Source organism: Filobacillus milosensis (genome assembly GCF_004402015.1).
Lineage (GTDB): Bacteria > Bacillota > Bacilli > Bacillales > Alkalibacillaceae > Filobacillus > Filobacillus milosensis.
Window position 1 is genome coordinate 137,469 of sequence record NZ_SOPW01000005.1, and the last position, 20,778, is coordinate 158,246.

The 20,778-nt window shown below is 36.5% G+C and carries 24 protein-coding genes; 17 read left to right on the plus strand and 7 right to left on the minus strand.

The window, feature by feature from the left end; all coding sequences use genetic code 11:
* The first annotated feature begins 8 nt into the window (after positions 1-8).
* Both E3U55_RS06695 and E3U55_RS06700 read left to right on the plus strand, forming a co-directional pair.
* Positions 9-1,286: an ABC transporter permease gene (locus E3U55_RS06695; RefSeq protein ID WP_134339658.1), complete on the plus strand. Its 1,278-nt coding sequence runs from the start codon at positions 9-11 to the stop codon at positions 1,284-1,286.
* Positions 1,287-2,390 (plus strand): ABC transporter permease, encoded by a 1,104-nt coding sequence (locus tag E3U55_RS06700; RefSeq protein ID WP_134339659.1) that lies wholly within the window; start codon positions 1,287-1,289, stop codon positions 2,388-2,390.
* A gap of 46 nt (positions 2,391-2,436) precedes the next feature.
* Here E3U55_RS06700 and htpX read toward each other — a convergent pair whose 3' ends face one another.
* Positions 2,437-3,342, minus strand: coding sequence for a protease HtpX (gene htpX / locus E3U55_RS06705; RefSeq protein ID WP_134339660.1), 906 nt, complete (start codon positions 3,340-3,342; stop codon positions 2,437-2,439).
* Between the two features lie 140 nt (positions 3,343-3,482).
* On the opposite strand from htpX, the gene E3U55_RS06710 reads away from it, so the two are divergent.
* The 10 genes from E3U55_RS06710 to E3U55_RS06755 all read left to right on the plus strand — a co-directional run bounded on the left by E3U55_RS06710 (position 3,483) and on the right by E3U55_RS06755 (position 11,248).
* Positions 3,483-4,100 carry a DUF3889 domain-containing protein gene (locus E3U55_RS06710; protein WP_134339661.1) on the plus strand — a complete coding sequence of 206 codons (618 nt, stop codon included), beginning with the start codon at positions 3,483-3,485 and terminating at the stop codon, positions 4,098-4,100.
* A gap of 136 nt (positions 4,101-4,236) precedes the next feature.
* Positions 4,237-4,764: a Rossmann-fold NAD(P)-binding domain-containing protein gene (locus tag E3U55_RS06715; RefSeq protein WP_194840835.1), complete on the plus strand. Its 528-nt coding sequence runs from the start codon at positions 4,237-4,239 to the stop codon at positions 4,762-4,764.
* A gap of 13 nt (positions 4,765-4,777) precedes the next feature.
* On the plus strand, positions 4,778-5,296 hold the full coding sequence (locus tag E3U55_RS06720; RefSeq protein WP_134339663.1) for a DNA topology modulation protein: 519 nt from the start codon (positions 4,778-4,780) through the stop codon (positions 5,294-5,296).
* Positions 5,286-5,744 (plus strand): GNAT family N-acetyltransferase, encoded by a 459-nt coding sequence (locus E3U55_RS06725; protein ID WP_134339664.1) that lies wholly within the window; start codon positions 5,286-5,288, stop codon positions 5,742-5,744. Before E3U55_RS06720 ends, E3U55_RS06725 begins: the two co-directional genes overlap by 11 nt.
* Positions 5,745-5,761: 17 nt before the next feature.
* On the plus strand, positions 5,762-6,472 hold the full coding sequence (locus tag E3U55_RS06730) for an ABC transporter ATP-binding protein (protein WP_134339665.1): 711 nt from the start codon (positions 5,762-5,764) through the stop codon (positions 6,470-6,472).
* Positions 6,469-7,695 carry an ABC transporter permease gene (locus E3U55_RS06735; RefSeq protein WP_134339666.1) on the plus strand — a complete coding sequence of 409 codons (1,227 nt, stop codon included), beginning with the start codon at positions 6,469-6,471 and terminating at the stop codon, positions 7,693-7,695. The genes E3U55_RS06730 and E3U55_RS06735 overlap by 4 nt, the downstream gene beginning before the upstream one ends.
* A gap of 21 nt (positions 7,696-7,716) precedes the next feature.
* A complete protein-coding gene (locus E3U55_RS06740) occupies positions 7,717-8,199 on the plus strand; it encodes a DUF456 domain-containing protein (protein WP_134339667.1) in 483 nt (160 codons plus the stop codon).
* Positions 8,200-8,234: 35 nt separating this feature from the next.
* Positions 8,235-9,437, plus strand: coding sequence for a cation:proton antiporter (locus E3U55_RS06745; RefSeq protein ID WP_134339668.1), 1,203 nt, complete (start codon positions 8,235-8,237; stop codon positions 9,435-9,437).
* Positions 9,434-9,901: a VanZ family protein gene (locus E3U55_RS06750; protein WP_134339669.1), complete on the plus strand. Its 468-nt coding sequence runs from the start codon at positions 9,434-9,436 to the stop codon at positions 9,899-9,901. Before E3U55_RS06745 ends, E3U55_RS06750 begins: the two co-directional genes overlap by 4 nt.
* A gap of 48 nt (positions 9,902-9,949) precedes the next feature.
* Entirely contained in the window at positions 9,950-11,248 is a 1,299-nt protein-coding gene (locus E3U55_RS06755; RefSeq protein WP_134339670.1) for an alpha/beta hydrolase, read from the plus strand.
* Between the two features lies 1 nt (position 11,249).
* Here the strand turns inward: E3U55_RS06755 and E3U55_RS06760 are convergent, their stop codons facing one another.
* Entirely contained in the window at positions 11,250-11,606 is a 357-nt protein-coding gene (locus E3U55_RS06760; protein ID WP_134339671.1) for a DUF488 domain-containing protein, read from the minus strand.
* A gap of 193 nt (positions 11,607-11,799) precedes the next feature.
* Between E3U55_RS06760 and E3U55_RS06765 the strand changes: the two genes are divergently transcribed.
* From E3U55_RS06765 to E3U55_RS06775, 3 genes are all read left to right on the plus strand, one after another.
* The gene (locus E3U55_RS06765; RefSeq protein ID WP_134339672.1) at positions 11,800-13,221 is read left to right on the plus strand and encodes a sensor domain-containing diguanylate cyclase; all 1,422 of its coding nucleotides are present in this window, start codon (positions 11,800-11,802) and stop codon (positions 13,219-13,221) included.
* A gap of 71 nt (positions 13,222-13,292) precedes the next feature.
* A complete protein-coding gene (locus E3U55_RS06770; protein WP_134339673.1) occupies positions 13,293-13,883 on the plus strand; it encodes a histidine phosphatase family protein in 591 nt (196 codons plus the stop codon).
* A 159-nt stretch (positions 13,884-14,042) separates the two neighbouring features.
* A complete protein-coding gene (locus E3U55_RS06775; RefSeq protein ID WP_134339674.1) occupies positions 14,043-14,270 on the plus strand; it encodes a hypothetical protein in 228 nt (75 codons plus the stop codon).
* A gap of 101 nt (positions 14,271-14,371) precedes the next feature.
* Here E3U55_RS06775 and E3U55_RS06780 read toward each other — a convergent pair whose 3' ends face one another.
* The 4 genes from E3U55_RS06780 to E3U55_RS06795 all read right to left on the minus strand — a co-directional run bounded on the left by E3U55_RS06780 (position 14,372) and on the right by E3U55_RS06795 (position 18,447).
* Positions 14,372-14,953: a hypothetical protein gene (locus E3U55_RS06780; RefSeq protein WP_134339675.1), complete on the minus strand. Its 582-nt coding sequence runs from the start codon at positions 14,951-14,953 to the stop codon at positions 14,372-14,374.
* A 122-nt stretch (positions 14,954-15,075) separates the two neighbouring features.
* Positions 15,076-16,233 (minus strand): hypothetical protein, encoded by a 1,158-nt coding sequence (locus E3U55_RS06785; protein WP_134339676.1) that lies wholly within the window; start codon positions 16,231-16,233, stop codon positions 15,076-15,078.
* Positions 16,220-16,741 carry an RNA polymerase sigma factor gene (locus E3U55_RS06790; RefSeq protein WP_228547491.1) on the minus strand — a complete coding sequence of 174 codons (522 nt, stop codon included), beginning with the start codon at positions 16,739-16,741 and terminating at the stop codon, positions 16,220-16,222. The genes E3U55_RS06785 and E3U55_RS06790 overlap by 14 nt, the downstream gene beginning before the upstream one ends.
* 122 nt (positions 16,742-16,863) lie before the next feature.
* Positions 16,864-18,447: an esterase/lipase family protein gene (locus tag E3U55_RS06795; protein ID WP_134339677.1), complete on the minus strand. Its 1,584-nt coding sequence runs from the start codon at positions 18,445-18,447 to the stop codon at positions 16,864-16,866.
* 166 nt (positions 18,448-18,613) lie between these two features.
* Here E3U55_RS06795 and E3U55_RS06800 point away from each other — a divergent pair, with 166 nt between their 5' ends.
* The gene (locus E3U55_RS06800; protein WP_134339678.1) at positions 18,614-19,591 is read left to right on the plus strand and encodes a nuclease-related domain-containing protein; all 978 of its coding nucleotides are present in this window, start codon (positions 18,614-18,616) and stop codon (positions 19,589-19,591) included.
* Positions 19,592-19,678: 87 nt separating this feature from the next.
* Here E3U55_RS06800 and E3U55_RS06805 read toward each other — a convergent pair whose 3' ends face one another.
* Positions 19,679-20,053, minus strand: coding sequence for a PH domain-containing protein (locus E3U55_RS06805; protein WP_134339679.1), 375 nt, complete (start codon positions 20,051-20,053; stop codon positions 19,679-19,681).
* Between the two features lie 95 nt (positions 20,054-20,148).
* Here E3U55_RS06805 and E3U55_RS06810 point away from each other — a divergent pair, with 95 nt between their 5' ends.
* Positions 20,149-20,634: a GyrI-like domain-containing protein gene (locus tag E3U55_RS06810; protein ID WP_134339680.1), complete on the plus strand. Its 486-nt coding sequence runs from the start codon at positions 20,149-20,151 to the stop codon at positions 20,632-20,634.
* The last annotated feature ends 144 nt before the right edge of the window (positions 20,635-20,778 follow it).

Consider the following 20,778-nt stretch of genomic DNA (forward strand, 5'->3'; position numbering starts at 1 on the left):
GATGAGCCATGTGGTCATTTTTGAAAAAAGATATTCTAGTGTTATTTCGTGATAAAACAGAGCTGGCCGTTTTATTGCTCATGCCTCTTGTTTTGACTTCTATATTAGGTTTTGCGTTAGGCGGTGTAATGTCTGGTAGTACAGAGGGGATATCATCGAGCGTAGCGTTTGTTCAGAAGGGTCAAACCGAACAAGACGTAAAGCGCTTTAAAGAGGAAGTTAAACAATTACCAATTCCTGATGAGGCTAAAGCTCAAATAAGTGAAGCGGTTGATTCATTTCAACCTGTGAATGTGATTACTGACGTATTTAACAGTGATGAATTTAATGAGATGTTTCAAATCAAAAGCATGAATGAAACTGACGCGTTGAGTGCTTTATCTAATGAAGAGGTATCGGCCATTCTCATTGTCCCTGAGGATTTTACTTATGAAGCTCTAAGGAAAATGGTACTTGAACAAGGAGAAGGTAGCGAGTTAATTGTTCAGACTGGCGACCATAGCTCGTTTTCAGCGAGTATCTTTGAAGATGTTATTGAAATTATCATTAATCAATTGAATCTCGGGTCGGCTATAGCAAAAGAAACAGGGGAAGAGGGTGTGGTCCCTTCGTTTGAAAATGACAGTAGTGAACTAGGTGACGTTCAGTCTGTGACAGACAAAAAACCTATGTCGCCTCTACAGTATTATACATTTGCCATGGGAGTTATGTTTGCTTTATATGTTGGATCGACAATGGCTCACAAAGGTTACGTAGAGAACTTCCAAAACGTCTTTAATCGAATTATTTTATCTGGAAAACATCCTATGATGTATTTATCAGGTAAAGGAATCTCAACTATGTTATTAGTCTTTATTCAACTAGTAATTCTATTTACTATATCAGTTCTAGTTCTCAGATCGTTTATGATGGACGATATTATAGAGTGGGCGGGAATTGCTTTAATTACTTTTGTTTATGCAATAAGTATTGGGAGTGTTGGCGCATTGCTAACATCCATTACTATGCGTGCAAATAGTAGTTCAATCACAGGTGTCTTCTCTGGAGGGATTGTAAGTATTTTAGCTTTCTTAGGGGGAAGCTTTGTTCCAAAGACTCAATTACCGGAATTCATTAGTGTGTTAGGTGGTTGGACACCGAATGGCTTGGCTTTAACTTCATACCTTCAGTGGTCGCAGGGACTAGGGTTTGATTTTATATTACCTTCATTAATTAAACTACTTATATTTACAATCATTATTTTGAGTATAAGTTTGATGATATTTCCAAGAAAGAGGGTGGTTTAAATGAAAGCATTATTCTTATTACAATGGCAACGGTTAAAACGAGAACCCCTTCTGATTGGTTCTATGATGGTGATGACGATTGTCTTTGTATTGGCTATGGGTGGGTTCAGGGTAAGTAGTGCGGTTAGTGTTCCAACTTATTTTGACGCATCTGTACAGAACCAAAAAGCTTGGCTTGAAAGGTTAAATGAAGCAACTGAAGGGTTTGAGTTTTTTGCGACAGAAGAGAATAGATCCAAAGAAGATATCGCTCTTGGAAAGTACCCATATGCATTACAGGTCATGGAAGACGACTTTCGAATATTCATGTTAGCAGAAGATGAGAATCTACAGGTTCTAAAGCAAGTGGTAGCTCAGACATATTTAAAAGAAAAGCGTGTGTCAACTGCTGCAGCACAAGTAGATGAACCTGAACAATTCAGGAAGCAGGTTAAAGAATATTTATCAGAGCCTCCGATTATAGTTAGTAAAGTAACCCCAGGTCCTTTAGAAGGAGCACCAAGTTATAATCAAAAGCTTCAGACCTTATATGGCATGTCATTATTTTTTGCAATGTATACCATTATTTTTAGTTTGAGTAAAATTGCAGAAGAGAAAAGAACAGGAACCTTAAATCGAATTATTTTGTCACCGATTAGAAAATGGCAAGTTTACATTGGACATATGAGTTATTCTTATGTCATTGGATTTACTCAGATCGTGTTGATTGTACTCATGTTTAAATATATTTTCGGATACAATGTAGGCGAACAAATGGGTGCAGTTATTTTAACGATAGCAAGCTTCGTATTCGCCGTAGTGGCCATAGGAATGTTGATATTAGGTCTAATTAAATCAACTGATCAGTTAAATGCTGTGGTTCCCATCGTAACAGTAAGCATGGCTATGCTTGGTGGAGCTTTTTGGCCAATTGAAATAGTCAGTAATGACATTATATTAGCAATATCTAATGTCGTTCCTATGACTTATGCGATGGAGGCATTAAAAGCAGTTTCTATGTTTGGTCAAGGACTGGCCGATATTTATGAACCATTAGCCATCTTAGTATTAATAGGTGTTTTATGCATGGGTGTAGGAGTTAATTTAATAGAGAGAAAAGCTTAATCAACTAAAAAAGCATCCTCGTTGTTATGAGGATGCTTTTAATTTATTATTTTGCACGTAATCTTGCAATACGATCATCTAAGTCTGGGTGAGATGAGAACATGTTCGTGCTGCGTTTGTTATTAATTTTTAGTGTCTGAACGGCGTTATCATCTTGATGAGGGTCACGCACGTTATTCACTTGACGTTTTAATGATTCAAGTGCGTGAATCATCTTATCTTTACCTGCTAAATCAGCACCACCACGGTCGGCATGGTACTCACGATAACGAGAGTAAGCAAAGACCACAAGTGATCCTAAAATCGAGAACAGGATTTGGAAAATAATAACCGCTGCGAAATGAACGATAAAACGCATTTCTTCACGAACGAATCCAGATACGATACTTGCAACAATTCGTGATAAGAACACAACGAATGTGTTGACCACACCTTGTAAAAGCGTCATGGTTACCATGTCGCCGTTTGCAACGTGTGCTATTTCGTGAGCAAGTACACCTTCAACTGCATCATCATCCATTGATTGAAGAAGTCCAGCTGATACTGCAACTAATGATTTCTTCTTGGATGGACCTGTTGCAAAAGCGTTAACTTCACGAGAGTTATAAATACCAACTTCAGGCATATGCATTAGACCTGCTGCACGTGATAGACGGTGAACCTTTTCAACTAATTCACGTTCGTGAGCAGACATGTTTTTACTCGGATCAATAACACGTACACCCATCATTTTCTTAGCCATCCAACGTGACATAGCTAATGAGATAAATGCACCTGTAAAACCAACAACTATACTAAATATAGCAAGCGCGCCGATGTCCAGCGTTTCTAGACCGCCGTAACCACCAACTCTTCCAATATCAAAAAACGATGTTATGACGGACCATACAATCATAATCGTTGTCATTACAAGAATGTTAGTTAATATGAAATAAAATATACGTTTACCCAATCTGCTTTCCCCCTGTTACATCATAATTTAATATTCAGTCAATATTATACCACGTTTTGACTGGGTAGGAAATTAATTTGTAACGGGTCAACCTTCCATAGGCATATGTTATAAAAAGTATGGTCTAAAGGAGGAAGATGATGTTTAATCATCCATATTATTACAATAATCATCAAGCTTTTGAACCAGCTCCATATCCGCCATTTTTTGACGCTCGTCAGCAAGTCGTAAGAGGTCAGGCGACATGGACAGAGGGAGGACAAGTAACAAAATGTAACATCGCTTGGTCAGATAATCAATACATGACTGTGGCAGTTAGCCCAAGAGCAGGTTTCCAATGTGGTCAAACGATTAAAGTCAGAAATCCACAAAATACAAGAGAAGTTTTAGTTGAGGTTGTAGACACAGTTCAAGGTTATCCGCCGAATCGTATCAACTTACACAAACGTGCATTTGAAGCACTAGGTGCTAATCCGGATGTAGGTGTTCTTAATGTTGAGATAATAGCTAATCCGGAGCTAGAAGCTGAAAAGTTTGGTAAATATTTGATTGAAATTGTTTCAGTGGGTTATCCCGGTTATAGAGTAGTAAATTATAAATTTGAAGGTAAAGAAGAGGTTTCTACTAATCGTTCTAAAGAAACTTATCTATACACATTAGAATCTCCTCGAGAAACCATTCAAGTTCGAGGTAGTGTGGTTTACAACCCTAACACAAACCGAGTCATTTCATTTGATTTAACTGAATTAGAGCAATAAAAGGAAGGAAGCCGTAGCGATCGGAGCTGCGGCTTCTTCATATTAAAAATTAGTATCAGTAAACCGAAATCCATGTTATCAATCTAAAAGAAGATTTTGGAATTTAGTGTTATAATTTTTGGGTAGAGGTGAGATGATGAAACGTGCATTAGTTATTGGTGGTTCAGGTATGTTAGCGAATGTCTCTGTTTGGCTTTCTGACCATGATTATGAAGTATATGTGGTTGGTCGAACTAAGTGGAAAATGAGTCAGTTACTTGAGCGACCTAATAAAATTACTCCAATTTATGTGGATTATCAAGACGAAAAGTTATTTCGTCAAAAAATCAATCAAACGTTTGATTGGGACCTGGTGGTAGCCTGGATTCACAATGTACCAGGTGAACCTATGTGTGTATTAGTTAATGAGTTATCTAAGCAAGATGAGCCTTTCAATCTTTATCATGTGTTAGGGAGTAGTACAAATTTACATGCAATCAGAGAAAAGCTCTCTACTCCGAAGAACTGCACATATCATCAAGTTCAACTAGGGTTCAAAATTGAAGATAACCACTCAAGATGGTTGACACATAAGGAAATTTCAAACGGTGTCATTGAAGCCATTCAAAGCGGACAGAATATACATATCATCGGACAACTTGAACCATGGGATCAAAGACCTTAATGAGGTGATGTTTTTGAAAAGAGTTATATTAATTGGTTCACCAGGGTCTGGTAAATCAACTATGTCCACAGAGCTAGCAGAGATTTTAAATCTAGAACTCTATCATTTGGACAATATATTTTGGAAACCGGGGTGGGTAAGTGTGCCTCGTGACGAACAAATAGAAATCACTAAAAAACTGGTTAACCAGAAAACATGGATGATTGATGGAAATTATGCAGGAACACTGGACTTGAGGCTGGAGAGGGCTGATTTTGTCGTTTTCTTTGACTTACCTAGATGGGTTTGTATGTATCGTATTTTTAAAAGAGTTTGGCAATATCGAAACAAGAAACGTCCAGACATGAATGCGGGAACTGAACGGTTGAACTGGGACTTTATCAAGTTTGTTTGGGATTTTCGGAAAAAAAAACGTCCATTAATTTATGAAAAGTTAAGTCGCTATCCTAATAAACAAGTGTACATATTAAAAACTAGAAAAGACGTAAAAGAATTTATGAAAGAAGTTCGGGTGAAAAAGCATGACTTATGAGTTTCAGGAAATGACACAGGATCAAGCTGATGAAATAGCTTTTAACTGGCATTACGATGGAGATTATTCGTTTTATGACATGGAAGCAGATGAAGAGGATTTAAATGAATTTATCAATCCATATGAGCGAAAAAATTATTATGCTGTTATACAAAATGACGACTTAATTGGATTTTTTAGTTTCAACAAACAAGGTGAATTCATTGATATAGGGTTAGGGATGCGACCGGACCTTACTGGAAGTGGTAATGGATTAGAATTTCTGCAGGCAGGCATGGATTTTGCAAAATCTACGTTTAACTCTAGTAAATTCAGTTTATCTGTTGCTACATTTAATCAACGCGCCATAAAGGTTTATGAGAAAACGGGTTTCAAACAGGTTAATACATTTATGCAAGAGACAAATGGTAGTACATATGAGTTTGTAAGGATGGAGTTAAATGGCTAAATGGTAGGGGGCTTATGATGAACGTTTTAGATGTTGAGATCTTTGATGCAGGTTATGGAAAAAATGAAATTATAATAAAGGAAATTTTCTTTAGTATTCAATCAGGTGAATTAGTAGGATTAATAGGACCAAATGGCGCGGGCAAGAGCACAACCATTAAGGCAACTCTAGGGACACTTGATCACATAAATGGTTCAGTACAATTTGGTGACGAAAAGATGCGCTATTCTTATATCCCGGAACAACCTGTTTTTTATGAAGAGTTAACATTATGGGAACATATTCAATTTACGGCCTCAATTTGTGAACTAGATGAAACCACATTGAATAATAGGGTTAAGCCTCTTCTTGAAATGTTTCGATTAGATCAAGTCATCCATCAATTACCTAGTACATTTTCTAAAGGCATGCAGCAGAAGCTTATGATCGTTTTAGCTTTTCTTACTCAACCACAGTTGTACATTATTGACGAACCATTCATAGGGCTGGATCCAAAGGCAATGAATGACTTCTTAAAGTTGCTAGAGAAAGAACAAGAACAAGGGGCGGCCGTATTAATGTCGACTCACATGCTTGATACGGCAGAACGAATTTGTGATCGGTTTATTTTATTGTCTGGTGGACAAATAATTGCTCAAGGGACGTTAGAGGATATTAGAGAAACAGCTCAATTAGAAAGTGCCAATTTATTTGATAGTTTTGAAGTATTGATGGAGCGATCGCTATGACTGGTAAAGATTTGTTTAGACTAAGGTTAAAACATCATCTTAAGTTTTTTCGTCGTTTGCAACGAGTTGCTATTGATTGGGCAGTCATAATCTATATAATCCTTCCGATACTCTTCGTATTTTTCCTGCATTATAATAGCTGGTGGTCGTTGGAAGCGGATTGGCTTCATAGTGTGAATGAGATAAATTTAGCTTTAGTTATTGGATTTTTGTTATTGCTTGGCTTTCAACATTCGTTTCTACATCAAGCAGATGTGCTTTATCTGTGGCAGAAAAAAAGTTTAATTCGTAAGTTAATACGTTATCGATTACAGTACTATTTAGTCATATCCTTTATTCGAACCGTAATTTTAATTCTGATACTTTCACCTATATTACTTTTATATTTGGAATGGGGACCTATACACATAGTTTTATTTGGTGGTGTAAGTTATTTACTGCATAATCTAGCGAACGCACTTATGAGAGACTTAAAAGTTTACCAATATAGGTGGACTCGTGCACTTTCATATGTTGGATTATATGCTGTTGGGAGTTCAGTATTATTCATATCTACAACCACCTTAGGATCGCTGTGTTCACTAATCCTTTTAGTCAGTATCAATATCTTTTATTTGAATCTAGCTTCAAAACTTAAACCTAAGTTTTATAAAGAGATTGAGCTAGATGCTAATCAACGAAGCAAATTGACGCATATCATTCTGGCACAATCAACCTATGTAGGCGCACCAGAGTTTTTAGCAGAATCGCCAAGTCGTACGAGGAAAAAACCCTGGCTCTTCCCTAACTCAAGAAAAATATTTAATGGGTATTTGCCTGAAAGTGGGTATCGGGAAGTTTATTTTAAATCACTTTTAAGGAACAGAAACTGGGTTCTATTATATGTACAAATTATAGGAGTAGGGCTGTTTGGAATCCTAACATTTCCTAATGTGTTTAAGGTATTGTTTTGGGTTGGAATGTTAATGCTGACAGGTAATTTACTTAAAAGTTACTGGGGAAAGGTGATGACCCATCGTTTTATTGATTTATTTAATTGGAAGAAAATGAACATGCAACCCGTCGCTAAGCAATCATTTTTATTAGGAATGGCACCTGCATGGCTAATTTTGAGTGTGGCATTAGGTTTTAAGACATTAGGTATTTGGGGAATTCTATTTATACCTTTGATTGGTTGTGTGTTATCACGCATAATCGTTCGATATATCGTTTCAAAAATTTAAGTAAGAAGGAGAAAACATTAAATGGATATACTTATATGGATTTTGATTATTACATTTTTTATTTTAAGCTTCGTGGGCATTATATTTCCAATCATTCCATCCGTTCTCGTACTTTGGCTTGGTTTTGTAACGTATCACTTTTTCATAGAGGGTGCTGATTTAACTTGGTTCTTTTATTCGATTATGATTATTTTTACCGTGATTTTAATAGGTGCTGATATTATAGCCAATAGCTATTTTGTAAAAAAGTTTGGTGGATCAAAGCGTGGAGAACAGATCGCAGCGGTTGCGGTGATCGTTGGCTCGTTTATTGTTCCGCCTTTTGGAATCCTTTTTGTACCATTTATCGCTGTATTTATTACTGAAATGATTCAGCAGCGAACGTCTCAAGAAGCTTTGAAAGCATCGATTGGGTCGTTTGTTGGATTCCTAAGTGGTTCAGTAGCAAAAGTTGTGATTCAGCTCGCCATGATTATTTGGTTTTTCTTTACGATTTCATTTTAAGGAAACGGGTATAGTTAAGGTAGGGAGTGAGATGTATGAGTGCCTACCATATTATATTTTTCATACTAATAGGTTTTATTGTGTTTGCTATAGATAGGAAAAAAGAATACTTTCCAGTACCAGTAATCCTATTATTAGTCGGAATTATATTATCGTTTATTCCTTATTTTTCTGATGTGAAGTTGACGGAAAAAATGATTTTCCATTGGTTTTTACCGGCATTATTATTTATTTCCGCATATCAATTTCCTTTAAGAGATCTTAAAAAATATTATCGTACATTTATTATTTTAAGCACGGTGGGAATGCTTTTAACTGCCTTTGCCTTATCTGTGATGATTTATGGCCTGGTTGGAATCGGATTATCTATAAGTTTTCTATCTGCTTTGTTGATTTCCTCAATTTTAACACCGACTGATCCAGTATCTGTCGTTAACATATTAAAAACTTCCACCAATAAAGACCAATTAGCTGATGTGGTCGAGGGGGAATCCATGCTCAATGATGGGACGAGTATTGTGCTATTTACTGTGGTAGCAGGGATATTTTCGCAGCAGAAAAGTTTCAGTGTACTGTCATTTTTAGGAGAATTTCTTCTGGTTTCTTTAGGTGGCGTAGCTATTGGTGCGATTTTCGGGTTTATACTTAGTAAAATCATATTTTGGTTAAATCATCGTGAATATCAGGTTATGGTTAGTATCGTATTAGCGTATGGAAGCTTTTTATTGGCTGAGCACTTTGGAGTATCAGGTGTGTTAGCAACAGTGGTAGCTGGGTTCATGTTGTCGTATGAGATTAAAAATTATTCAGAACAAGACCAATATCGAGATTATCTGGATGGATTCTGGCAAAATATCAATCCAGTCATTATTTCGATTCTGTTTATAGTGATGGGGATTGAAGCGTTTAATCTAATTAAAATAGAACACTTTGGCTGGATGGTTGCGATTTTTGTATTATCTTTAATCGCGCGTGAACTTGTCCTATTAATCATTTTTAAAGTTGTGCCAAATCTTAAGAAAAACTTCAAATCTAAGGATGTTCATTTAATTACATGGTCCGGAATCAAAGGAACAGTGTCTGTTGCGTTATTACTCATGTTTAAAGACAAGTATTCTGGATCAGATCATGAGCTTATTCTATCGTTAACTATAGGAGCTATTATTTTGTCCATGATCATTCAAAGTTTATCTATTTATCCTCTTACTCAAAAAGAATATAAAGGGAGTAACGAATGAAGAATTTAACAAGACCATTCTTATATATTGTTTTTGGTTTTTATATCATAATGTTGACGCAACGGGTTTTGTTTAAATATCAAATAAATATGATGGTGGAGAGATTCGGTGATTTTGATTTGGCTCTTCATTTCAGTAATTTTGTTCCATTCGACACGATCTATTTTTATTTATTTGAAGCGGAAGTGCATATAAATACCATTATCTCAAATCTAGCAGGTAATATAATTGGTTTTATTCCATTTGGTATCTTGGTGCCATTAGTTTTTAATAGCTTCAGAAACTTAAAGAAAACAGTGTTAGCTGCTTTTTGTCTTAGTTTTACCTATGAATGCCTACAGTTTTTATTTGTAATTGGTAGTTTTGATGTCGATGATTTGATTTTAAATACTTTAGGAGGATTAATTGGTTACCTGTTAGTCAAAACATCAATAGCAAAAGTGAATTTTTTTGAAACCTTATAGTCATCTATTTCGTTATTGTTAGTAAATAACATTGAAAGGGACTATAGTATGCGAAAAATAGTAGTGGGGTTATTGCTGTTAATGGTTATAATGTTAGTGGCTTGTTTGGACAAAGAAAAGGAAAGCGAAAGTTCTGAAAAAAAATTTCAAATAGAAGGCGTGTGGAACGGAGCCATAGAAGTTCCTAATACACCACTAAATATTATTATTAAGTTTAAAAATGATAATGAATTGAGCGGCAGTATTAGTATTCCAGTTCAAAACTTGATGGATTTCTCTTTATCTGAGATTCAGTTGGATGAAGAATATGTTTCTTTTGAAATGGATTTATCAGGACAAGAAATAGCTTTTGACGGTTCGTTTAAAAATGAGGACCGGATTGAAGGGACATTTACACAACAAGGTCAATCATTTTCTTTTTACTTAGATCGTGGTCAAGTTGCAGAACAACCAGATGAGAGAGATGAAACAAACTTTTTAACTGTAGAAACGAAAAACGGTGAGTTAAAAGGTGAATTATTAATTCCTGAAGGGGAAGGGCCTTACCCAGTTGCATTAATTATTCCTGGATCAGGGCCAACCAATCGAAATGGTAATTCAGCAACAATGCCAGGTGAAAATAATAGTCTGAAGATGTTAGCTGAAGAGTTAGCAAATTTAGGAATAGCTTCCGTTCGCTATAGTAAACGTGGAGCGGGTGAGAATCAGGCGGCCGTTATTCCAAATGAAGAAATCAGGTTTGAGGATTTCGTTAATGATGCTAAGGCGTGGCTAAACAAATTAAAGGATAATGACAGCTTTTCTGAGGTATACGTGATGGGTCATAGCCAGGGTTCATTAGTTGGGATGCTGGCAATTCAAGAAGTTGGAGCAGATCGTTTTGTTTCTTTATCTGGTGCAGGTCAACCAATTGATCAAGTTATGCTTGATCAATTGGAAGAGCAACTTAACCAAGAGTTATTAGAAGAATCTAAGAAAATTTTTGAGCAGTTAAAGCAAGGTAACGTGGTTGAAGATGTGAGTCCTAAACTTCAAAATTTATTCTCACCAAGTATACAGCCATTCTTGATGTCTTGGATGAAATATAACCCCAAAAAAGTAATTTCTGAATTGGAATTACCAATTTTGGTAGTGCAAGGTGAACATGATTTACAAGTTTCAGTTAAAGAAGCTTCACACTTAACTGCAGCTCAACCGAATGCAAAACTACTGAAGGTTGAGGAAATGAATCACGTGCTGAAAGAGTCACCAAAAGATCGAGTAGGTAATTTGCAAACCTATTCTAACCCGAATTTACCTCTGGCTGAAGGGTTAGTAAAAGGGATTTCTGAATTTTTGACTGAATAATTTATTCCTTCTCTATTAATTTTTTTAGAACTTGCGCGTGATTATACTTCTCTTCTTTGGCAGCAAAAAGTAAAGTCAAGTTTCCTTTAGATGACCATTTAATAAGTTGATCAAGAGCATCTTTTTGCTCTTGATTTTCTTTTATTTCTTTCTTGTATTTTTTCTTGAATTCATTAAATTTATCTGGATCGTGATCGAACCACTTACGCAATTCTGAACTTGGTGCGACTTCTTTCAACCACTCATCTAGCTGCGCTTTTTCCTTAGAGACGCCCCTTGGCCACACCCGGTCTATCAATACCCTTTTTCCATCATTTTTTGAAGCGTCCTCATAGATTCTTTTAATTTTTACTGACATCTGAAATCACCTCTTCTATTAAAATACCCATTTAGTAACTAATTAAAAATGGAAAAAGTTAGATTTATCCAAATTTTTGTAAAATTTTTGTCGAATACCTTCCATTCTGTTAAAAAAGTGGTATAGTTTTTATATAATTATCGTTATATTTTTTATAACGATACAGCAAATTTTATTGTAGCGGGGGACCTACATGAACCAGCTAAATGTTCAACATTTTCTAAAAGAGCAAAGTAAAATAATAGAAATGCTAGCAATTGAGGACATGACTCTTAGAAACATATTAGAGAAACTAACTGAGACCATAGATTATGTGATGCCTAATATATATTCATCTTTCTGTGAATATAATGAGCAATTACATAGTCTTGAAAAACCAATTGGGCCTCAGTTACCAGAGTCCTATATAAAAGCTATGGACGGCTTAAAAGTTGGACCGCTTGCTGGTTCATGTGGTACTGCTGCGTACTATAGAGAGCTAGTAATCGTTGAAAATATAATGGTCGACCCACGTTGGGAAGATTATAAAGAAATTGCTCAAGCAAACGGCTTACACGCTTGTTGGTCTATTCCTGTCATTTCTGCAAATGATGAGTTGTTTGGTACGTTGGCTTTTCATTCAAAAGAAAGTCGTAAACCATCTGAGGATGAGTTAGAATTCCTTAAGCAGTTTGGTAATCTGGCAGCTGTCATTATCGATAAAAGGCGTTCAGAAGATGAGTTAAAGCTGGCTAATCGAGTCATTGAGAATAGTCCGGCCGTCATTTTTCGATGGCAAGCTAAAAAAGGCTGGCCGATAGATTATGTATCAAACAATGTTAATCAATTTGGATATACACCTGCGATGTTCATAAAAGATAATATTGATTTTTCTATGGTTATTCATCCAAATGATTTACCTCGAGTTGAGGCGGAAGTTGAAGAATATTTAGAGAATCATGTGGATCAATATAAACAAGAGTACCGATTAATTACTGCAGACGGTAAGGTACGTTGGATAGACGATCGAACGACTGTGACACGTGATGATTATGGAAATCTGTTATATATTGAAGGTGTGCTAATAGATATTACAGAACGAAAAGAAGCTGAGCAGAAGGTTTTCTATTTAGCTAATAATGATCCATTAACAGGCATTCCAAATCGTAGATATTTTAAAAAAGAATTAGAGAAGAGCATCGAGCAGCTTAGTGGAAAAGATAAATTAGCGGTTTTATATCTTGATTGTGATAATTTCAAACAGATTAATGATGATTTAGGACATGATGCAGGTGATGAATTTTTGCAACATCTGTCTAAACGTCTTCACAACAGTTTGCGCAATGATGATTTAATTGCTCGTATTGGTGGAGATGAATTCAATGTGCTAATCAACGGAATTAGCATTGAAGATGATGTCATAAAAGTTGCAGAGCGATTAATTAGAACATCTGCTGAACCCTGGGAGGTTCGTGGCAAAATCTATCATGTGACATTAAGTATTGGTGTCGCTATTGCACCTGATGATGGAATTAAAGTGGATGATTTAATTAGAAAAGCTGACCGTGCATTGTATCAAGCAAAAAATTCAGGTAAAAATAAATTGATGTGGTATGTACCAGAAATTAGTATATAAAATGCTGCTATTTAGTGGCATTTTTTTATGTTATTATTTAATAACAATTAATGAATTGGGTGGTGTGATTAATGACTTTAATCGGTGTGGTTCGTCATGGGATTACAGATTGGAATGTAGCTGGACGAGCACAAGGAAGTTCTGATATTCCTTTAAATGAGCAAGGGTTAGTGGATGCCGCTAAATTAGCAGCACGACTGAAAGAAGAAGATTGGGATGTCATTTATTCCAGTGACCTAAAGCGTGCTAGACAGACTGCGAATGTTATTGCTGAACAAATTGGAGCAAAGGTTATTGAAGATACTCGAATTCGTGAAGCTAGTGGTGGTCTGATTGAAGGAACAACAAAAGCAGAACGCATTGAAAAATGGGGAGAAAACTGGCGTCAGATGGATTTAGGTATTGAAAGTTATGACAGTGTAGTCAAGCGTGGAATGGAATTTCTCCAAGAAATAGTTGGAAAACACCCAGATGAGAATGTTTTGATTATTTCACATGGATCTTTTATAAGACAAGTATTAAATGCATTAGTTGAAGATGTGGAAGAGTATTTCCATTTAGGGAATACATCCCTAACAAAACTTCAATACCTCGGTAAGGATTGGATGTTGGAGTTGTTTAACTGTACAGAGCATTTAGAGAGTAAAGATGAAGAAAATTGAAAAAAGGTTTCAAGACCGAAATTAAAAGGAAATATGAGTGTAATTAATATATAGATTCAAGTTTCTATTGCTAAATTTTAACTTCTTAATTCTATTCGACAAGATTTTATGTTAGAATAATACAAAAGTCGGAATAATTAGAATTGTGGAGGATTAAGAATGAGGTTCTTTTCTCGATTTCTCATTACCGTTGGTGTATTGATTGTAGTAGGTGGCGTAATTGCGTTACTCTTTCAACCACCTAATATGACTAATTGGCAACAAACGGTTACATATGTTTTGTTTCAATCCTCAGCAAGAGTCGCATGGGTCTTTGGTGGTATATCCCTGTTAATAGGTGGGATGTTAGCTAAGAAGGCCAAAAAGAAAGGTCGTATATTCTATTAAAAAAACTTCCATGGAGCGTATGTTCTCACATGGAAGTTTTTTTGCACATCTTGATTAGAGGTTATAAGACCTTGGCAATAAGCCAAGTTTTTTAAAAGGGACTATTTTTCAACTTGAACGAATGATTCCGCGATTTCAACAAGTTCTTCTTTTGAAATGCTTAATTCACGAGTATCAGGGTCTGCCCCTGCATATAAAGAGTAGAATTTATTAACGTCCTGGAACTCCAATAATCGAGATTCTTTTGTTTCTTCGAATCCATATTCGACACCATTAATGGTTTCAGGGTTTTTAAGTTCGATATCCTCAGAAACTTCGCCATAAACTTCAACTTCAACTGCCCCTCCACCATTTTTAGGAATATACAAGACACTGTATCGATATGTTGATTTTTCAGGATTGTTTAACATTTGTGCTTCAGCCTCACCAACTTTAAATGGTAATTCTGACGGTAACTTATATTCAAAAGGTGGTTGTTCTACTTGGTCTCTATTATCCGGTAAAATTGCTGTTTTTTCATCTGTGTTTTCATTGGATTTTTCTTCTTTATTAGATGGATCACCTGTGTTCTGTTCTTCATTCTTTTCATCTGATGATTGTTGATCTCCTTGGCTTTGAGTTGTTCCACATCCAATCAAGAGTGATATCAATAAAACGAATATGATTAAAATAAATTTTTTCATATGACTACCTCCTAGTTAATTTTTCCCTTCCACCTAACTAACGAATCAATAGCGATCATGTTTCAGTAAAAATAATAAATGACCTAGAATTTTAACTGCAATTCTTAGGCCATTTAGTTAAATTACTGTAGGGACGATAGGTTTTGGGTGTTTACGGGTACGAGTGAATCCATGATTCTGATGAGTTCTTCTTTTGATAAATTGTAATCACTGTCTGTTTCAAGGTTAGGTACAGAATAAACAATGTATGCTACATTTTGTTCTGTAAAGTGAAGCGCATGGTTTTGGCTGTCATGTTTTTCATACTCATAGACATTTCCGTTAGGTCGTTCTATTTTTTCGCCACCATAATCAATGGTTCCTGCATCAGTTTCACGGATATCCATGACAATCTTATCACCAATATCATTATAGTAATTGACCGTGAATTGATTAAGGTAGAGCGGTTTATGATCTTCTAAATTTTCAACAGTTGCCTCTGATTTCTTAATCTCATTTGGCAGGTATGAAGGTAATTTATAATCCGCATTAGGTTTTTGCACTTCATCGAAATTCTCTGGCAGTATAGCTGATTTTTCTGAGTGCTGGTTATTTTCTTCAGGAATCTCAAATGGTACAAAAGACTCTCCGATTTTCACTAATTCATCTTTGGTGTAAGGATACTCCCCAGTTTCTGAACTCAGTTCACCAATGACCCTGTAAGTTTGTTCACCGTCCTGGAAAGATATAAACTGTCTGTTTGTATCAGGGTTTTCAAAGTATTTGTACGTTCTGCCAGAGTCAGATTCAATAACTTCTGCGTTCTCAAGTGTATCCGTACCCGATTCTTCTATGTGAATTTGAATAGACTCATTATCATTCGCTATATAATCGATTGAAATGCCTCGTTTTCGCTCTTCAATGGTGGAGATAAACACCTGATATTGAGCATTCGATTCCTCCACCGAAAAAGGAATGTAAGATGGCAACATATAATCAAAAGGAGGCTGCTGTACTTCTGCTATATTCTCAGGGATGATCGCTTTTGTTTCCTCTGGTGAACCTTGGCTCGAGTCATGTTGTATGAATTGAGGTACTAAAAACATAAACAACATGATGGCTAAACCAGTTATAGCAAAGGTCAAAGTTTTAGCTAAAAAACCTCCATGCCTAGTTTTTTGCGTGTCGATTTTCTCATTAATATTTAAGAGTACATCACGCTTCTCGTTATCATTCAAATAAATTTTCTCATTAATGTTCTTAAGCTGGTCGATCAGTTCGTTGTCATTATAATGCTTCATGCTCGTATCCCTCCTTTTCGAGCTGTCGCTTAAGGGCTTGAAGTGCACGGGTAAGGGTAACTCTTACTTTTTGTTCATTCCATCCCAAGATGTCAGCGACTTCAGAAACAGTGAACTCTTTAATTTTTCTTAGCACAATGACATCTCTATAAGAGCGCTTAAGGTGGCCGAGTGCTTGATAGAGTTCTTGTTCGGACTCGTTTAGTGCAAGGTGTTTTTCAGGGGCGCTGTCGTGACTTTGTTTCGCAGGAAGTGTATCCATTAAGTAACTGACAGGATGCTTTTTCCTAACAAAATCAATGGTAACGTTCCTTGCGATACGAAATAGCCAGCCCTTGGTGTTGTCTTGCTTGAACGTATCGTATTTTTTATACGCCTTGAGGAACGTGTCTTGTAGTAGGTCCTTGGCTTGGTCATGGTCGCGAATCAAGTAAAAGATATATTGGTAAAGGTCATTATTGTATTCTTCGTACCATTGATTGATTTGAAATTTTGCTTCATCGTTCACCGAGCCCGCTCCTTTCTATTTTGTTTCTACTTAACTAACGAACTAACGGAGGGATTGTTGCAGTTTAATAAACTTTTTTTCAGTATAACAAAAAGAAACCCCCGAAAAACGGGGATTTCAAGTTATCTATGAGGAGGGCCTGGAACTTTAACAGACTCAATAATCGTACGTTTGAAAGTTTCGCCAGATCGGGTTTGCCCTTCAATCTCAATAGTTATATTGTAAACTTGGTCAGGTTGATCAAGTTTAATATGCTGTATCGCATTACCTTTTTTTGAAAAGGTATAGCTTTCGATCGGATTAGCTGAAGCTGTGACGTGGTAGGTTGTTTCTATGGTTTGAGGTTTAACTTTACTTGAATCACTCTTTAAATTGTAAGTTAGGTCAAGCGCTGCATTACGTTTAATACTTTTATTTAAGCTGAATTTTTTATCTGTTTTATAGTCGGTTAATAATAGATACGCGTCATCTGGTTGCGCCTTAACTTCGATATGCCATTCACCAGATTCAGGCCATTTAATAGCTGTTTGGTGGTTAATTGCATTAACAAAAATTCCTTCTGTAAGTTTAGTAGATTTGAAGCTTGCAGGATGTTCTTGGCCGGATGGTGATACAAGTGTGATTGATTCAGGTTGTTTTGCTGTCATTAGGTTTATATTTATTTCTTCAACTCCATCTTCAACAAACATGGAAAGTTGATTATTTCCTTTTAACTCTCCACCATCAACCCACTGATTAGTTTTAATGTTCTTGTTTTTCTTTTTCTCCTTAGATGACGTTAGGTTTGTCACCTGTGCATCTGCTAAATAATTTTCAAACACAGGGAAGGTGATGCCAGATCGGATTTCTGTGTGCGTCCAATCACCTACTGCTAATTCTTGACCTCCAGGCAGTCGGCTACTATCAACGGTAACGACACCATCGTTCGAACCGTATTGTGATAAGTACATCCCTCCGTAGAAAGTAGAAGTAAACATCGATCCCCAGGCGGTTCCTGCTAAGGTATAGTAATCATTGTAATACGCAAGAGGTTGAACATCGGTTTGATTACGGAATGCCTCCATCTCTGCCATTTGCATGGAGTAAGTTCCATCACCTTTAGCTCCTATAAGGTCCGCTAGCCAACCTGCTGATGAACTATAGGATAAATCAGCTAATTGTGAGCCATGATGTGGGCTCGATAAGGTGATCACATTATCTACGTATTGATTCGCGCCGTAATATGTAAGCGCTGTTTGTGTATCGACGCCACCTTTACTGTGGGCAACAACTGTAATGGGCCTTCCGTTAAAATGGCTGAAGATCTCTTGGATTTTGTCGGCAAGCAGTTGACCATTGTCCCACATATCCTCGTTTTGACCACCGGCGTCATACAGCTGAATAAAAGTTGATTGGTAACCAGCATTATAAGCCGTGGAATACATATCACTGTCCTCCCACCAGACTTGGGCTGTGCTGTTTAACCCATGAACGAAAAGGAGAACCGGTTTAGCTGGATCCAAGTTTGATGGTGTGGCTCCTATATACCATTCACCTGGTGTCTCCTCATTTCCATTTGTCGCTTTACCCATGATTGAAATGGACCCATCTAATTCAGCTTCACTTGAAGGTCTAGGGTCTGAGATGTTCTTGGCGTTGACGGTTGTGAACAAGCTGCCAAAAATAAGAATAAACAACAGACTTAACAAAGAAATTTTCTTCAGCATAAATACCTCCTAAAATTTGTTTGCCTTACATGTTTATGCGTTGTATCGGCTTTTAGACGTGAGATAAGAGGGCCGAATTTCGTGTTTTAGTGTTGGGTCAAAAGTACTTGTCAAACTTTTATAAAATTTTTATAATTTTGTATTATAAAGTAAAGGACTGATGTAATTGATCGCTAAAGATCATGATTTACCAGTGAAGTTGTGGAGGCTAGAAGCATTAAGTAGACGATGTATAGAGACCCATAGTAGTCTTTCAGACATAGAGGAAAAACTAAGAGTTGTGAGTATCGGCGATCGTGGTGAACGCTCGATGGATTACTATGTTAATTTGGTTGATGATGAAACACTGCAGTGCTTTTATGATTTGAGGTTACCTTGGCGTAGCTACTACTTCCAAATGGATACTGTTTTACTCAGGCCACAGTTCATTTTAATTGTTGAGGTGAAAAATATATCCGGAGACCTATATTTTAATAAAGACACCAAACAGATGATTCGCGTGCTGAAAGATGTTTCCGAATCCTTCCCTAACCCTCTCCTTCAAGTTTCCCATCATAAATTTCAACTCGAGAATTATTTGCAACTTCATGGATTTCTAGATGTTCCGATCTATTCGTTAGTCGTATCTGCCAGCCGCAATGGCATTTTACGTATTGATGCGAATGATACCTTTCATTTAGGAAAGGTTGTACCAATCCAAGAATTCATTTTTAAATATCAAAACCTCTGTCGTACTGTCACTGACAGGGTATTATCCTGTGAAGAAATGGTACGAATGAAAGACTTATTTTTACGTGACCATACACCCAATAATGAGGACTTGATGAAGAAGTTTGGATTGGTGTATGAAGATTTAAAGAAAGGTGTGCGTTGTAAGGGGTGTGGATATTTGCCGGTGGATAGGAAGTGGGGGACGTGGTATTGCTTAAGGTGTGATAAAGGGGATAGAAATGCTCATATAGGTGGTCTTAGAGACTATTCATTACTAGTCAATGAGACGATATCTAATTCAGAAGCACAGGATTTTTTAGCGGTGAAAAATCGTGAAGTGATTAAGCAAATATTTAAGAATCTCCAACTACCACGCACTGGAGTGGGGAAAGGAACTAGGTATAATCTTAGTAAATTGATTAAATCCCCATAAAATTTTTAAATTCCACATAAGTCCTCTGAAATTCCTCATAAATAAAGAAAATTCCCCATAAAAAAGCAGGGACATGAAATCCCCGCTCTATGATACGTATTCTGCCAAAACTGCTTGAACTTTATAGATATTAAGCTGTTTATTAAATGTCTTTTCAATTGGAGTGGAGCTCCCCGATACCCAAAGTTTTAATTCAGCATCGAGATCAAATGTACCGGCTGTTTCTACTGCAAAGTGGGTAATGCTCTTATAAGGAATGGAATGATATTCCGTTTTCTTACCAGTCATCCCTTGTTTGTCTACTAGAATTAAGCGTTTATCCGTGAAAACAAATAAGTCACGGATCAGTTTATAAGCGTGCTCGACTTGTTCACTTGAAGCGAGTAGTTCGGATAATTCCTCCTGGACCTCTTGAGTATCAACTTCAGATGCATTTCCCATCATGCCATCAAATAATCCCATCGTTATCCCTCCTATTACTGATAATTCTAGTTTACCAGTTATAGTAAAACTTTAGAACTGATATAATAAGGGTAAACTTGGTACGGGAGGTACATATGGACGTAAAAGTAGAAAAACGCAGCAAAGTCATATTAATCGGCATGGAAATTAAAACGTACGGAATCATGAAAAAGGATGTACCGAACTCTATTCCAGGGCTTTGGGAAGAGTTTAATAAAGTATCGGATCAAATTTCAAACCGTGTAAACGAGCATGAAGAGTATGGGCTCATTGAATTTCCAAAAGGTTGGCAATTGGGGAATCGGTTTCATTATACGGTAGCTGTGGCTGTATCAGATACTAGTGAAATCCCTGAAGGCATGGTGGTTAAAGAGCTGCCTGAACAAGAGTATTGCATTATAAGGTATCAAGGCGAAGCTAAAGAAATTGGTAAAGGTTTTAACTATTTTTATAATGAGTGGTTACCAAAATCGGATTATCAGAAATCTGGTGCATTTGAATGCGAGTATTACGGTAAAGGCTTCAAAGTGGACAACCCTGATTCAATTTTGGAAGTTCATTTTCCAGTTACAAAAAAATAAAATTTAAAGCCCAAGCATAAATGTAGAGTGACCCAATAATATGAGACAGGAAAAAACACCCCCTATGTCGTATGTAAAAGTATTCGACAATTTAGGAGGTGTTTTTCTTTATGGGTAAAAATCGATTTTATCCTGAAGAAGTGA

Excerpts from the sequence above, each read along its gene's own strand:
- E3U55_RS06695 (WP_134339658.1), top strand. The coding sequence starts at position 9 with ATGTGGTCATTTTTGAAAAAAGATATTCTAGTGTTATTTCGTGATAAA.
- E3U55_RS06700 (WP_134339659.1), top strand. The coding sequence starts at position 1,287 with ATGAAAGCATTATTCTTATTACAATGGCAACGGTTAAAACGAGAACCC.
- E3U55_RS06710 (WP_134339661.1), top strand. The coding sequence starts at position 3,483 with ATGTTTAATCATCCATATTATTACAATAATCATCAAGCTTTTGAACCA.
- E3U55_RS06715 (WP_194840835.1), top strand. The coding sequence starts at position 4,237 with ATGAAACGTGCATTAGTTATTGGTGGTTCAGGTATGTTAGCGAATGTC.
- E3U55_RS06725 (WP_134339664.1), top strand. The coding sequence starts at position 5,286 with ATGACTTATGAGTTTCAGGAAATGACACAGGATCAAGCTGATGAAATA.
- E3U55_RS06730 (WP_134339665.1), top strand. The coding sequence starts at position 5,762 with ATGAACGTTTTAGATGTTGAGATCTTTGATGCAGGTTATGGAAAAAAT.
- E3U55_RS06735 (WP_134339666.1), top strand. The coding sequence starts at position 6,469 with ATGACTGGTAAAGATTTGTTTAGACTAAGGTTAAAACATCATCTTAAG.
- E3U55_RS06740 (WP_134339667.1), top strand. The coding sequence starts at position 7,717 with ATGGATATACTTATATGGATTTTGATTATTACATTTTTTATTTTAAGC.
- E3U55_RS06745 (WP_134339668.1), top strand. The coding sequence starts at position 8,235 with ATGAGTGCCTACCATATTATATTTTTCATACTAATAGGTTTTATTGTG.
- E3U55_RS06750 (WP_134339669.1), top strand. The coding sequence starts at position 9,434 with ATGAAGAATTTAACAAGACCATTCTTATATATTGTTTTTGGTTTTTAT.
- E3U55_RS06755 (WP_134339670.1), top strand. The coding sequence starts at position 9,950 with ATGCGAAAAATAGTAGTGGGGTTATTGCTGTTAATGGTTATAATGTTA.
- E3U55_RS06760 (WP_134339671.1), bottom strand. The coding sequence starts at position 11,606 with ATGTCAGTAAAAATTAAAAGAATCTATGAGGACGCTTCAAAAAATGAT.
- E3U55_RS06765 (WP_134339672.1), top strand. The coding sequence starts at position 11,800 with ATGAACCAGCTAAATGTTCAACATTTTCTAAAAGAGCAAAGTAAAATA.
- E3U55_RS06770 (WP_134339673.1), top strand. The coding sequence starts at position 13,293 with ATGACTTTAATCGGTGTGGTTCGTCATGGGATTACAGATTGGAATGTA.
- E3U55_RS06775 (WP_134339674.1), top strand. The coding sequence starts at position 14,043 with ATGAGGTTCTTTTCTCGATTTCTCATTACCGTTGGTGTATTGATTGTA.
- E3U55_RS06780 (WP_134339675.1), bottom strand. The coding sequence starts at position 14,953 with ATGAAAAAATTTATTTTAATCATATTCGTTTTATTGATATCACTCTTG.
- E3U55_RS06785 (WP_134339676.1), bottom strand. The coding sequence starts at position 16,233 with ATGAAGCATTATAATGACAACGAACTGATCGACCAGCTTAAGAACATT.
- E3U55_RS06795 (WP_134339677.1), bottom strand. The coding sequence starts at position 18,447 with ATGCTGAAGAAAATTTCTTTGTTAAGTCTGTTGTTTATTCTTATTTTT.
- E3U55_RS06805 (WP_134339679.1), bottom strand. The coding sequence starts at position 20,053 with ATGGGATTATTTGATGGCATGATGGGAAATGCATCTGAAGTTGATACT.
- E3U55_RS06810 (WP_134339680.1), top strand. The coding sequence starts at position 20,149 with ATGGACGTAAAAGTAGAAAAACGCAGCAAAGTCATATTAATCGGCATG.